Below are 12,107 nucleotides of genomic sequence, written 5' to 3'. Positions count from 1 at the left end.
AATGAATTCATTTTATTTATAGATCAGCCCGGCGTACATAGGGGGAATGGAAACCTTGATGTCGTCATTGCGTCGCGGCCAACTCGGACTGCGACGTGGGTTGCGCCGTAGCGCTGGCTTGCAGGTCGGCGTACTGGTGGTGATCTGGCTGCTGGCTGAGATGTTGATGCAGTGGCTGGCTGTGCCGGTGCCAGCTGGCATCGTTGGCTTGTTTGTGCTGCTGCTGGCCTTCGCGATGCGCTGGTTGTCGCCGCGCTCGTTCGCGCGTGGTGCGCAGTGGCTGCTGGCGGAAATGCTGTTGTTCTTCGTGCCGGCGGCAATGATCCTGCTCGACAACCGGCACATGTTCGGTTGGCTTGGCCTGAAGCTGTTGCTGGTGGTGGTGGCCGGCACCTTGCTGGTGATGGCGAGCACGGCGCTGACCGTCGAACTGTTGCTGCGGAGGAGCCTGCGCCATGAAGGTTGAGGCGCTGATCCAACAACCGGGGCAATTGCTGTGGCCGCTGTTCTGGGCCGTGCTGACGGTGGCGGTCTACCTGCTGGCCAAGCAGTTGTATCTGCGCAGCGGCAAGGCCTGGACGTCACCGTTGATCACTGCGCCATTGGTCCTGCTGGGACTTGCGTTGGTATTGCACGCCAACTACCACGACTACCTGCGTGGCACGCATTGGCTGGTGGCAATGCTGGGGCCGGCGACCGTTGCGTTCGCGGTGCCCATCCATCAGCAGCGGGCGTTGATTGCGCGGCATTGGAAGGTGCTGGGTGCAGGTGTGTTGGTCGGTAGCGGGGTGGCCATCGTCGCTGCGTGGGCGATGGCAACGGCCCTGCACCTGTCGCCGGAGCTGCGCTTGAGCCTGGCGCCGCGCTCGGTCACCACACCGTTCGCGATGGACGTATCCGGGCGCATTGGCGGCATCCCCGGGCTGACTGCAGTGTTTGTGATCATCACCGGCGTCTGCGGCTCGCTATGTGGGCAGGTGCTGCTCAAGCTGTTGCCGGTGCGCAGCGCGATGGCACGTGGTGCGCTGTTTGGCATGGGCGCGCATGGCATGGGCGTGGCCAAGGCGCGCGAACTGGGCGAGAGCGAGGGCGCAATCGCCGGACTGGTGATGGTGATGGCCGGTGTATTGAACGTGGCTGTCGCGCCCTTGCTGGTGATGCTGCTGCAGCGCTGACGACGGCTGGGCTCAAGTCAGGCCGGGGTGTCGCCGGCCCGGGCGTTCTGCAGGGTGTCTTGCCGACGCGCCAATACCGCTTCGCGGTGGGCGATGTAAGCGTTGGCAGCGAGGATGATCAGGGCGCCGATCACGGTCCAGCGGTCCAGTGTTTCATCGAACAACAGCCAGCCCATGACTGCCACCAAGGGCAGCTGGGTGAAGCTGATCGGGGTCAGTGCGGAAACTTCGCCCAGCTTGAGCGCGCGGGTCCACAGCAACTGGCCCAATGTGCCCATCACGCCGGTCGCCGCCAGCCACAGCCAGGCGATACCGCTCGGCCAGACCCAGACGAACAAAGCCGGGATCAACGACAGCGGCACCCAGAACACATAGGTGTAGAACACCACGGTATCCGGGCTGTCGACGCGGGTGAGCTGCTTGATCTGGATCGCGACCAGCGCGCTGAGCACGGCAGCCAGCACCGCGATCAGGCTGCCGAGCTCGAAGCTGTGCGCGCCTGGACGGACGATCACCAATACCCCGATGAAGCCGACAATCACCGCCGCCCAGCGGCGGAAGCGGACCTTCTCACCCAGCCACAGCACGGCGGCGATGGTGACGAACAACGGCGTGGAGTAGGACAGGGAAATGGCCTGCGACAGCGGCAGGTGGCCAATGGCCCAGAAGCCACACAGCATCGAGGCAAGGCCAATTGCGCTGCGCAGGAAGTAGCGCGGCAACTGCTGGGTACGCAACGGCGCGTGGCCCGGCCGCAGCAGCATCGGCAACAGCGCCAGCAGGCCAAAACTGTTGCGGAAGAACGCCACTTCCTGGGTGGGAACGTAGGCGGTTGCCAGGCGGATGGCGATGGCCATCAGGCCGAAGGCCATGGCGCTGCCGAACATCAGCAGGGCAGCGCGCATTGCGGTGGAGCGGGGTGCAGCCAAGGCAGTATTCACCAGCGGGCGCCGACCAACCTGGGCTCGGGTTCAATCGGGACGCCGAATTTCTCCAGCACGGCAGCGGATACGCGCCGCGCAAACGCCAGCAGCTCGGCGCCGGTGGCATTGCCATGGTTGACCAGCACCAGGGCGTGATTGGGCGAGACACCCGCATCACCGTCGCGCTGGCCCTTGAAGCCGGCCTGCTCGATCATCCATGCCGCCGATACCTTGCGGTTGCCGACATCGTTGCCGGGGAACACCGGCAGATCGGGGTAGTGCTGCAGCAGCACGTCGATCTGTTCCAGCGGCAGGATCGGGTTCTTGAAGAAGCTGCCTGCATTGCCGAGTACATCCGGGTCAGGCAGCTTGCGTTGGCGGATGGCGATGACGGCATTGGCGACGTCGGCCGAGACCGGGAACTCAATTCCCATGATCTGCAGCTCCTCGCGGATGCCGGCATAGTCCAGCTGCAGCTCGTGCAGCAGCGGCAAGCGGAACTCCACGGCGGTGATCAGGTAGCGATCGGCCTCGTGTTTGAACAGACTGTCGCGGTAGCCGAAGCGGCAGGCTTCCTGGTCCATGCGCACCCAGGCCTGTTCCTGCCGGTCCCAGGCCTCGACGATCTGGATGAACTCACCGACCTGGGCGCCATAGGCGCCGATGTTCTGGATTGGCGCGGCGCCGACGGTGCCGGGGATCAATGCCAGGTTCTCGAGTCCGGACAGGCCTTCGTTCAAGGACCACATCACCAGCTCGTGCCAGATCACGCCAGCGCCTGCGCGGACGATGGTGTGATCAGCGCGGTGTTCCAGTGCGCTGATCTCGCGGTTGTCGAACACCAGTACGACATCTTCCGGATCGGCAGCGAGCAGCACATTGCTGCCGCTGCCAAGCACCAGCAGGTCTGCCACACCGATGGCGGCCAGCGCTTCAGGCAGGGCGATGGGATCGGCGATACGCAACATGCGCGGTGCACGGGCGTCGACATGAAAGGTGTTGAGGTGGCGCAGTGGAGCGTTCTCGGTCAACGACCAAGCTGGGGCGGCATTCGTCATAGCGGTGCGACAGCGCCTCCCGACGGGGATTCGCGACGGCGACGGATGGCATTCACGCAGTCGCCGATCAGGCCTGGGCCCTGGAAGATCAGCCCGCTATAGCACTGCACCAGGGTCGCGCCAGCTGCCATCTTGGCGACGGCATCAGCGCCAGAGCTGATGCCACCGACGCCGATCAACGGCACCGACTCGGGCAGGCGCGCTCGCAGGCGGCGCAACACCAGGGTGGATTGACCGAGCAAGGGCGCGCCGGACAGGCCGCCGATTTCCTTGGACAGTGGATCCGCTTCGACCGTGGGCCGGCCGATGGTGGTGTTGGTGGCGATCACGCCATCCACGCCCAGCTCGCCGAGTACGCGGGCGGCGGCATCGATATCGCGGTCACTCAGGTCCGGCGCCACCTTGACCAGCATCGGCACGCGCTTGCCGTGCTTGGCCGCCAGTTGCTCCTGCGCCTCGCGCAGGCCGCCAACCAGTCGCCGCAATGCCTGCTCTTCCTGCAGTTCACGCAGGCCGGCGGTATTGGGGGAGGAGATGTTGACGGTGATGTAGTCGGCCAGCGGATAGACCTTTTCCATGCAGATCAGGTAGTCGGACAGCGCGTCCTCGTTGGGCGTGTCCTTGTTCTTGCCGATGTTGATGCCGAGCGGGCCGGGACGATGCTTGATCGCCTCCACGTTCTTTACCAGCGCATCAACACCGAGGTTGTTGAAACCCATGCGGTTGATGATGGCGTTGTGCCGAGGCAAGCGGAACAGTCGCGGTCTGGGGCTGCCGGCCTGCGGGCGCGGGGTGATGGTGCCGATCTCGACATAACCAAAGCCCAATGCAAACAGGGCTTCGATGTGCTCGCCGTTCTTGTCCAGGCCAGCGGCCAGACCAACCGGGTTGGGGAAGCTCAGGCCGAATGCCGGGGTGGGGAGCGGCTTGATGCGGCCGGCAATCAGCGGCGTGGTGCCGGTGCGCCAGGCAAGATCCAGCGCGGACAGACCCAGGCCGTGCGCGCGCTCGGCATCAAGGGTGAACAGGAAGGGGCGGGCAATGGAATACATAAGCTCAGTTCAGCGTGCCAACAAAGGCGCGGGTTTGGTACTCAAAGGCAACCTTGCCATCGACCGCATGCGCATCAAACAGGCGCTGCAGGGCCTCCAGCATCGGGGAATGACGTTCGTGGCCGGCTTGCGGCGCGTACGAGGAGGACAGTAGCCGGCCACGCAGGCCGTCGTAGTCCAGGTGCTGCACATTCGGCAGGTGGACCAGGCCGCGCAGCCCATCGCCGAACCAGTCGCGCATGGTCTGGTCGTCCTGGTAGCGCTCGGCGACCTCGGTGTAGTCGGTGCCGTAGTCCAGCAGCAGCTGCTCGTAGCCGGCCAGGAACGGCGAAGCATCGAGCAGGCGCGAGTTCCAGTACACCAGGGCCAGGCCACCCGGACGCAGGATACGCATCCATTCGCGGCGTACGGCGTTGGTATCGAACCAGTGGAATGCCTGCGCGGCCGCGACCAGATCAACGCTGTGGTCGGCCAGGGTGGTGGCCTCGGCGGTACCGGCGACGGATTGGAATTGCGGATGACCGGGCAGCAGCCAGTGTTCGGCGGCGGCGCGCATTGCGGCGTTGGGCTCAACCGCGATCAGCGGATGGCCGGCAGCCAGGAACAACTCGCTGGAAATGCCGGTGCCGGCGCCGATATCGGCGACCAGGGCAGAGCGGGACAGGCCGATATCGCGGTGCAGCCATTCCAGCAGCGTGGACGGATAGCCAGGGCGATAGCGCACATAGTCCGCTACCCGGCTGCTGAAACGTTGGGTTGAGTCGGATTGCCCCATGCCGGCCTCAGGAGTGCATCGCCGCGAGGCCAGCCAAGCCACCGAAGAACACAAGGATGGCGATGAAGCAGATGATGCCGATCAGCCACAGCGCGGTAGCCAGCCAGCCCAGCACCAGCCCGGCCACGGCCAGGCCATCGCCTTCCAGTTGTCCGTTGCTGCGGCGGATTTCGCCACGTGCCATATGGCCGAAGATGATGGCGCAGATGCTGCCGATGGCCGGCAACAGGGTCCAGCCAAGGATCCCGGCGACCAAGCTGATCACGGCGTAGCTGCTGGTCTGGCGAGGTGCAGGAATGCTCATCGGGAACTCCGTTTCAGCGAATTAAGCCCCTCTCCCGCGCGCGGGAGAGGGGGTGGGGTGAGGGCAAGCTTTTCAGCTAAGCGCTCTCCCACTTCAACGCCCCGACCAAGGCCGGGGCAGACACGATCAAAGATCGAACTTGATGCCCTGGGCCAGCGGCAGCGAGTCGGAGTAGTTGATGGTGTTGGTCTGGCGACGCATATAGACCTTCCATGCATCCGAACCGGACTCGCGGCCACCGCCGGTGTCCTTTTCGCCACCGAAGGCGCCACCGATCTCAGCACCGGACGTGCCGATGTTGATGTTGGCGATGCCACAGTCGCTGCCGGCAGCCGACAGGAACTTCTCGGCGGTCTTCAGGTTCTGGGTGAAGATCGACGAGGACAGGCCCTGTGGCACGCCGTTCTGCATGTCGATGGCTTCGTCCAGGGTCTTGTACTTCATCACGTACAGGATCGGCGCGAAGGTCTCGTGCTGGACAATTTCATCGCTGTTCTTCAGACCGGTGACAATCGCCGGCAGCACGAAATTGCCTGCGCGGTCGATGGCGGTGCCGCCGGTCTCGACGGTGCCACCGGCAGCCTTGGCCTTGGCGATGGAGCCGAGGAACTGCTGCACGGCTTCCGGGCTGTTCAACGGGCCCATCAGGTTGGCCGCGTCGGTCGGGTCGCCGATCTTGCCTTCCACCTGCTTGTAAGCCTTGATCAGCGTGGCCAGCACGTTGTCGTAGATGGATTCATGCACGATCAGGCGACGGGTGGTGGTGCAGCGCTGGCCGGCAGTGCCGACGGCGCCGAACACGATGCCCGGCACGGCCAGCTTCTGGTCGGCGGTCTCGTCCATGATGATGGCGTTGTTACCGCCCAGTTCCAGCAGGCAGCGGCCAAGACGCTGGGCAACCTTCTGGTTGACGGTGCGGCCGACCTGGGTGGAACCGGTGAAGGAAATCAGCGGCACGCGGCGGTCGTCGACCATCTTTTCCGAAAGCGCGGTGCCGGCATCGTTGATCAGGAAGAACAGGTTCGGGAAGCCGGCACCTTCGAGCGCCTCATTGCAGATCTTCATCGTCGCAATGGCGGTCAGCGGGGTCTTGTTGGACGGCTTCCAGATGCAGATGTCGCCACAGATGGCAGCCAGGAACGCGTTCCAGCTCCACACCGCGACCGGGAAGTTGAAAGCGGAGATGATGCCGACCAGGCCCAGCGGGTGGTACTGCTCGTACATGCGGTGGCCGGGGCGCTCGGAATGCATGGTGTAGCCGTACAGCATGCGGCTCTGGCCCAGCGCGAAGTCGGCGATGTCGATCATCTCCTGCACTTCACCGTCGCCTTCCGGCTTGGACTTGCCCATTTCCAGCGCGACCAGCGAGCCCAGTGCGTCCTTGTGCTTGCGCAGTGCTTCACCGCAAAGGCGCACGGCTTCGCCGCGGCGCGGTGCCGGGGTGGTGCGCCATACCTTGTAGGCTTCCTGCGCGCGGGCGATGACGGTTTCGTAGTCAGCTTCGGTCGTCGCCTGGACCTCGGCAATCACTTCGCCTGTGGTCGGGTTCTGCGGCTTGAGGACGCCCGCGCCGGTGGCGGCGGACCATTCCCCGTTGCCCATGTAGGTGCCAGCGTTGGTGGCATCCAGCGCCAAGGCCTTGAGCAGCTCGGAAGACATTCAAACTCCTGTTTCTTAACGTTATTTTGGCGCCGTCGGAAACTGCGGGTGGGGCGACGGAGTGAGTGCCACATAGTATCAGAGTGAACCGATTGGCCCCGTACCCCTTGGTTTGTCCAATGCGACAGGCTGTGCCGGCGCCATGGACTGTGCTGATGGCGGGCCTTGCCTCGGCTGTGACCGCAAACCCTGTCACTGGCGGCCGTTTTCGGCCATATTCGCCACCCTTGATAGGGGTTTCCCCGGCTTGAACAGGATAGACAGATGAACGTGAGGATTTCGGACGGGGTAGTGGTTGGCAACAAGCTGCCCTTCGTGCTGTTTGGTGGGCTGAATGTGCTGGAGGACCTGGATTCCACCCTCTATGCCGCCGAGCGCTACGTGGAGGTCACCCGCAAGCTGGGCATCCCGTACGTATTCAAGGCTTCCTTCGACAAGGCCAACCGCTCCTCGATCACCTCCTTCCGTGGCGTCGGCCTGGAAGAAGGGCTGCGCATCTTCGATCAGGTCAAGCAGCGTTTCGGCGTGCCGGTGATCACCGACGTGCATGAAGTGGCGCAGGCTGCGCCGGTTGCTGAAGTGGTGGATGTGCTGCAGATCCCGGCCTTCCTGGCGCGGCAGACCGATCTGGTCACGGCCATTGCCCGCACCGGCCGTGCGGTCAACATCAAGAAGCCGCAGTTCCTCAGCCCGACCCAGATCAAGCACATCGTCAGCAAGATCCGCGAAGCTGGCAACGAGCAGATCATCCTGTGCGAGCGGGGCGCCCAGTTCGGCTACGACAACCTGGTCGTGGACATGCTCGGCTTCCGCGAGATGATCGAAGCCACCGGCGGCCTGCCGGCGATCTTCGACGTCACCCACAGCCTGCAGCGTCGTGATGCGGGAAGTGAGGCGTCGGGCGGTCGTCGCCGCCAGGTCGTTGAACTGGCACGTGCGGGTATGGCAGTCGGCATCGCCGGCCTGTTCCTCGAGGCGCATCCGGACCCGGACAACGCGCGCTGTGATGGCCCCAGCGCATTGCCGCTGGATGTGCTGGAGCCGTTTCTGGCACAGATCAAGGCGCTGGATGACATGGTCAAGGCGTTCCCGGTGCTGGATATCGCCTGATCTGCAGGAAGCAGGTGGCCGGCTGCCAGATCGAGCAGCCGGCATGCAAATCTGCTGGTGATGACGTCGAGGGCAGCTGCGAGTGCACGCCGAATCCATATCCAGGATGGGCGTTGGCTGCAACGACGTGTCGCAATGCTGCCGAGTGCACCCCGTAGCTACAAACGGCATCGGCGAAGAAGCCTTCGGTCACCCATTTGCCGCTCCAGCTGGGGTTGGTCGGAATTGTTTGCGGATACAGCTCCGCATGGCGGGAAATGCTGGCTGGGGGCGGCGCTTGCCTGTAACCTTGGCCTCCATCTTTTGACTCCGTAGCTCAGCTGGATAGAGCGGTCCCCTCCTAATTTTAAAGCCTTTGTTTCTGCTGATTTTTCGAAACTATAAGTCTTTGAATATGAATGTTTTTTTGGCCTTGTGTTGCGATCCAAGTGTTAAAGAAACAGAAGAAAACAGTTAAAAACAGGCCGAAACAGGGGCAAGTTGTCCCAGCCAGTTGTCCCAGCCTCACTTATTTCTCCTTAAAGAGCGGTTCCCGGAGGTGAGGGGACATGTCTTTAATCGGACGAGCGAGGGGGAATTTTCGTACTCACTTGAGTGCGGGGGAGACCCCCTAGTCGGCGCTTCAAATTCTTCGGCTATGCAATGAGGAGTCGGTCCGACCCTATACGTTGCCCCCTTGGTTGCCCTAGATCACTACAGGCATTTGGCAAGATGGCATTGCAAGCCGTATTGTTGAATTGCCATTAGGAGTGACATACCAAGGACGCCGTATGTTTGATCTGTGCTTGTTCGACTTAGATAACACGCTGCTTCGTACTGACGATCTCGAGGACATTCGCATGCAGGGCGTGGGGCAGCAGAATAATGCTGCTTACAAGGCTGTACTGCTCCGAAGAATCGGTGATCCTGTCAATCGGTACATCTACACGCCTGCGCATCTAGCGGCTCTTAGGGCGAGATGGCCCGATATGAAGTTCGCTGTGTTTACTCGATCCCCAGAGGCTTATGCGGTGACGTTGGACGGGGTCGCGTACCCAGACTTCAATTGGGACACTGGGGTGGTCTACGAGACGGTGCCTGCGGGCTTTCATAAGCCCAATGGCTGGGGTATACGCGAGTGCATGCGTCAGTTCGGGATTACCGATCCCAAGCGTGTTGTGATGATTGGGGACGAGGCTGTTGATGTTAAATCCGCCTACCACGCAGGATGCTGGGCCGTGCTTGACAAAGCATCTTGGCCGCATATGAGATGGGATCGCAGAAAGCATTGGGGCGCTCTTGAATTGGTTCCTGATGCAATGATCAATGGAGCGGATGAACTCATTGCCGTTCTAGCGGATATTGAAGCCTACGCTCCGCACTTGGAGTGGGAGTTCAATGATTCACTGGATGATTCGCGCCAATCACGCTTCGCGCCTGTAAATCACTTTTATCCTAGTGAGGTTGGAGAGCCGGATAGAGCGAAGGAAGAAATTCACTCGGCTGGGCGGCATTTTTCAGGCTACGAGTCATTGGATAGGCGTCGCGCTTGGCATGCGCTCACGCAAAGTATTCATTTGCACAAGGACGTGCAGGTATTTCCTGTGCAGTGGTGTAATTCAGTGTATTCCTTTGTTCGGAAACGGTTTCCGCTTTTGCGGTTTCCCAATCAATCAGTGACTATTGCTGCAATTCCGCCGCGCCCTTTGCGTTTGCCGCGAATGCAGCATTTTATTGCTCAGTTGCACGGCGACTTTGGCAGGCGTACTTCCTTGGGGCTGACGCATGATGCTGTTCAGTTCAGCACGACTTTGCTTTCTTATAGGCAGGGTGTTCGTTCCCAAAGCGGAGATCATTTGGGAAGGGTTGACCGTTTCATGAATGTCCGCGACCACCTTTTTGTGACAGATCCCACCTCAGTGAGGGGGAAGGATTTTGTTATCATCGATGACGTATGCACTAGCGGTGCGACTTTGATGTATGCCAAGAAAAGACTGATAGAGGCCGGAGCACGCAACGTTCAATTGCTTGCTCTTTCAAGGAACATCAGCGAAATCCTCCCTAGATCATAATTTAGTCGGTATTGATGGACACTATTTCTCTTCAAACAGGCAAGTTGCTTGCTCTGTCTATGCTGAAAGGCGTAGGTCCTGCAACTTTGCGCATGGCCTTGAACACGGCCAACTTCGCGACCTCATCAATGGAGGCTGTTGCAAAGCAAGTGCCTCGCTTGGCTGCGGTGATGCAACCTGCGTTATGGAATGAGGCGCTAGAAAAAGCGGAAATGCAGGTGGAGCAGGCGGAGAAAAACGACGCTCGTATCCTGTCTGTAATTGATCCTGAGTACCCGGCGTTGTTGAAGGCTACGAAGGACGATCCGGTGATCTTGTTCGTCAAAGGGTGCTTGGCTGAAAAGCCAGAGCAATCGGCGGCGGTGATTGGCACCCGCGAGCCTACCAAACATGGAGTGATGGTGGCCGAGCGCACCACACAATTCTTGGTGGAGAACGGTTGGTCGGTAGTCAGTGGGTTGGCTCTCGGGCTGGACGCTGTCGCCCATCAGGCTGCGTTGAAGGCAGGAGGGCATACGGTGGCCGTTCTTGCACATGGACTGCACACAATAGCGCCTTCAAAGCACAAGTCGTTGGCACAAGAGATCCTAGAGAAAGGCGGGGTACTGGTGTCTGAGTACCGTTTCGGAGTCGACCCGCGTCCGGAATTCTTCGTGAAGCGCGACCGCATTCAAGCGGGTCTTGCTCAAGGCGTCGTGATGGTGCAATCGGACTTGAAGGGGGGGAGTCTGCACGCCAGTCGTGCCGCCTTGGACTATGGTCGATGGCTGGCGGTGCCGGAGCCTACTCAACTTGATGCTGACAACATGGAGCCTAAGGCTCAGGCAAACGCACTGATTGCTGCTGGCGATACCGCAAAAATGGCCGAGTTGTTGATGTGCTCGACTGCTGACGTGCGCAGGGTGATCGTGTTGCGCTCGCGCGAGGACTATCCCAAGTTGCTGAGTGTTGGTTCACCATCTTCCGATGAAGGCGTCATGCCACAGGTGGGCTTGCTATAACTGAAATGTCTCATCAATTGTGAGGTGCGCTTGTTCAGCATAAGTGAGTGTTATGGCGCTGTCTTTCGCAGCGCTTGAACAGCAAATGAGGTTGCAGCCTTTAGGATATTGAAGTGTGCAAATGGCATGCGCGGTTCGACAAGAGGGTGGGGTTTAGATATTTCGTTAATCGTTGCGGAGATATCTATTTTGGTTCTTTTAAATCAATGTGGGTGGAATGATGTCAGTTAAAACATGGAAGTTGGATCTTGTCACGTCAGAGCACGTGATGGAGGCGGCTCGGATCTGGGATAGAAAGGGCCGAGGTCTTGCAAAGGATGAATTGTATTTCAGGCAGGGTTTTGGCGACTCTCAGAACTATGATGTGATGATCAATGGGAAAGCGTATCCACCAAAGCCTATTGGGAGTTTTGCGCATCACTTGGCTGAAGAACGATTGATCGCGAGGGACGAGTTTGGCGGGGCGAAGCGCGGGAAGTGGCATCGCCGTTTTCGCGAACTTGGGTTTGATGTTGTGTACAAAGGGACTGCGATTAGTGTCTTCTCTGAGTCCTCTCTCTGTGACGATGTCGCTGAGGTCGTGCTCAATCGACAGTTGGATGAAACACAGCGCCTTGCTCAGATCTTGGCCCGAATTGGACAGGGGCAGTTCCGTAGTGATTTGATGAAGATCTGGCAGGGGTGTTCTGTAACAGGGAGCGTGGTTCCCGAGGCTATTCGGGCCTCCCATATCAAGCCATGGTCAGAGTGCGGAAGCACGCCGGATGAACGGCTTAATTCTCAGAATGGCTTGCTTTTAGTCGCCACCTTGGACGCTCTTTTTGATCGAAATCTCATTTCGTTCGATAACGAAGGGCTAATTCTTATCTCCGAGAAAATACCCAAATCCGAGTACGCAGGACTTGGGTTGCGGTCCGATTTGCGTCTGAGGAAGCCCATGGGGACTCAGATGGCACACTTCATGAAATGGCATCGGGATCGCTTGCTCTAGATTTTCCT

12 protein-coding genes are annotated in these 12,107 nt (G+C 60.3%); 6 read left to right on the top strand and 6 right to left on the bottom strand.

Translation table 11 applies throughout. The features are described 5' to 3' along the window. Positions 1-58: 58 nt before the first annotated feature. Positions 59-466 carry a CidA/LrgA family protein gene (locus ACVOLS_RS10105; RefSeq protein WP_481545511.1) on the top strand — a complete coding sequence of 136 codons (408 nt, stop codon included), beginning with the start codon at positions 59-61 and terminating at the stop codon, positions 464-466. After that, positions 456-1,175 (top strand): LrgB family protein, encoded by a 720-nt coding sequence (locus ACVOLS_RS10100; RefSeq protein WP_481545510.1) that lies wholly within the window; start codon positions 456-458, stop codon positions 1,173-1,175. Before ACVOLS_RS10105 ends, ACVOLS_RS10100 begins: the two co-directional genes overlap by 11 nt. A gap of 17 nt (positions 1,176-1,192) precedes the next feature. Here ACVOLS_RS10100 and ACVOLS_RS10095 read toward each other — a convergent pair whose 3' ends face one another. From ACVOLS_RS10095 to amaB, 6 genes are all read right to left on the bottom strand, one after another. After that, the gene (locus tag ACVOLS_RS10095; RefSeq protein ID WP_481545532.1) at positions 1,193-2,080 is read right to left on the bottom strand and encodes a DMT family transporter; all 888 of its coding nucleotides are present in this window, start codon (positions 2,078-2,080) and stop codon (positions 1,193-1,195) included. A 32-nt stretch (positions 2,081-2,112) separates the two neighbouring features. Further along, the gene (murB, locus tag ACVOLS_RS10090; RefSeq protein WP_481545509.1) at positions 2,113-3,156 is read right to left on the bottom strand and encodes a UDP-N-acetylmuramate dehydrogenase; all 1,044 of its coding nucleotides are present in this window, start codon (positions 3,154-3,156) and stop codon (positions 2,113-2,115) included. Beyond that, a complete protein-coding gene (locus ACVOLS_RS10085) occupies positions 3,153-4,208 on the bottom strand; it encodes a quinone-dependent dihydroorotate dehydrogenase (RefSeq protein ID WP_481545508.1) in 1,056 nt (351 codons plus the stop codon). The genes murB and ACVOLS_RS10085 overlap by 4 nt, the downstream gene beginning before the upstream one ends. 4 nt (positions 4,209-4,212) lie before the next feature. Next, the gene (locus ACVOLS_RS10080) at positions 4,213-4,983 is read right to left on the bottom strand and encodes a class I SAM-dependent methyltransferase (protein WP_481545507.1); all 771 of its coding nucleotides are present in this window, start codon (positions 4,981-4,983) and stop codon (positions 4,213-4,215) included. Positions 4,984-4,990: 7 nt separating this feature from the next. Next, positions 4,991-5,287, bottom strand: coding sequence for a DUF4190 domain-containing protein (locus ACVOLS_RS10075; protein ID WP_282269011.1), 297 nt, complete (start codon positions 5,285-5,287; stop codon positions 4,991-4,993). A 126-nt stretch (positions 5,288-5,413) separates the two neighbouring features. Then, positions 5,414-6,946: an L-piperidine-6-carboxylate dehydrogenase gene (gene amaB, locus ACVOLS_RS10070; protein WP_481545506.1), complete on the bottom strand. Its 1,533-nt coding sequence runs from the start codon at positions 6,944-6,946 to the stop codon at positions 5,414-5,416. A 264-nt stretch (positions 6,947-7,210) separates the two neighbouring features. On the opposite strand from amaB, the gene kdsA reads away from it, so the two are divergent. From kdsA to ACVOLS_RS10050, 4 genes are all read left to right on the top strand, one after another. Further along, the gene (gene kdsA / locus ACVOLS_RS10065) at positions 7,211-8,056 is read left to right on the top strand and encodes a 3-deoxy-8-phosphooctulonate synthase (RefSeq protein WP_481545505.1); all 846 of its coding nucleotides are present in this window, start codon (positions 7,211-7,213) and stop codon (positions 8,054-8,056) included. Positions 8,057-8,826: 770 nt separating this feature from the next. Then, positions 8,827-10,107 (top strand): HAD hydrolase-like protein, encoded by a 1,281-nt coding sequence (locus tag ACVOLS_RS10060; protein ID WP_481545504.1) that lies wholly within the window; start codon positions 8,827-8,829, stop codon positions 10,105-10,107. A 14-nt stretch (positions 10,108-10,121) separates the two neighbouring features. Next, positions 10,122-11,108, top strand: coding sequence for a DNA-processing protein DprA (locus ACVOLS_RS10055; protein WP_481545503.1), 987 nt, complete (start codon positions 10,122-10,124; stop codon positions 11,106-11,108). Between the two features lie 220 nt (positions 11,109-11,328). Next, positions 11,329-12,099 carry an HNH endonuclease gene (locus ACVOLS_RS10050; RefSeq protein WP_481545502.1) on the top strand — a complete coding sequence of 257 codons (771 nt, stop codon included), beginning with the start codon at positions 11,329-11,331 and terminating at the stop codon, positions 12,097-12,099. Positions 12,100-12,107 lie beyond the last annotated feature (8 nt).

This window comes from Stenotrophomonas sp. STEN038 (assembly GCF_056759895.1).
This window is presented reverse-complemented; position numbering and strand designations above follow the sequence as displayed.

Bases quoted from the DNA above. Each gene is read 5' to 3' on its own strand.
- ACVOLS_RS10105 (WP_481545511.1), top strand. From the start codon at position 59: ATGTCGTCATTGCGTCGCGGCCAACTCGGACTGCGACGTGGGTTGCGC.
- ACVOLS_RS10100 (WP_481545510.1), top strand. From the start codon at position 456: ATGAAGGTTGAGGCGCTGATCCAACAACCGGGGCAATTGCTGTGGCCG.
- ACVOLS_RS10095 (WP_481545532.1), bottom strand. From the start codon at position 2,080: ATGCGCGCTGCCCTGCTGATGTTCGGCAGCGCCATGGCCTTCGGCCTG.
- murB (WP_481545509.1), bottom strand. From the start codon at position 3,156: ATGACGAATGCCGCCCCAGCTTGGTCGTTGACCGAGAACGCTCCACTG.
- ACVOLS_RS10085 (WP_481545508.1), bottom strand. From the start codon at position 4,208: ATGTATTCCATTGCCCGCCCCTTCCTGTTCACCCTTGATGCCGAGCGC.
- ACVOLS_RS10080 (WP_481545507.1), bottom strand. From the start codon at position 4,983: ATGGGGCAATCCGACTCAACCCAACGTTTCAGCAGCCGGGTAGCGGAC.
- ACVOLS_RS10075 (WP_282269011.1), bottom strand. From the start codon at position 5,287: ATGAGCATTCCTGCACCTCGCCAGACCAGCAGCTACGCCGTGATCAGC.
- amaB (WP_481545506.1), bottom strand. From the start codon at position 6,946: ATGTCTTCCGAGCTGCTCAAGGCCTTGGCGCTGGATGCCACCAACGCT.
- kdsA (WP_481545505.1), top strand. From the start codon at position 7,211: ATGAACGTGAGGATTTCGGACGGGGTAGTGGTTGGCAACAAGCTGCCC.
- ACVOLS_RS10060 (WP_481545504.1), top strand. From the start codon at position 8,827: ATGTTTGATCTGTGCTTGTTCGACTTAGATAACACGCTGCTTCGTACT.
- ACVOLS_RS10055 (WP_481545503.1), top strand. From the start codon at position 10,122: ATGGACACTATTTCTCTTCAAACAGGCAAGTTGCTTGCTCTGTCTATG.
- ACVOLS_RS10050 (WP_481545502.1), top strand. From the start codon at position 11,329: ATGTCAGTTAAAACATGGAAGTTGGATCTTGTCACGTCAGAGCACGTG.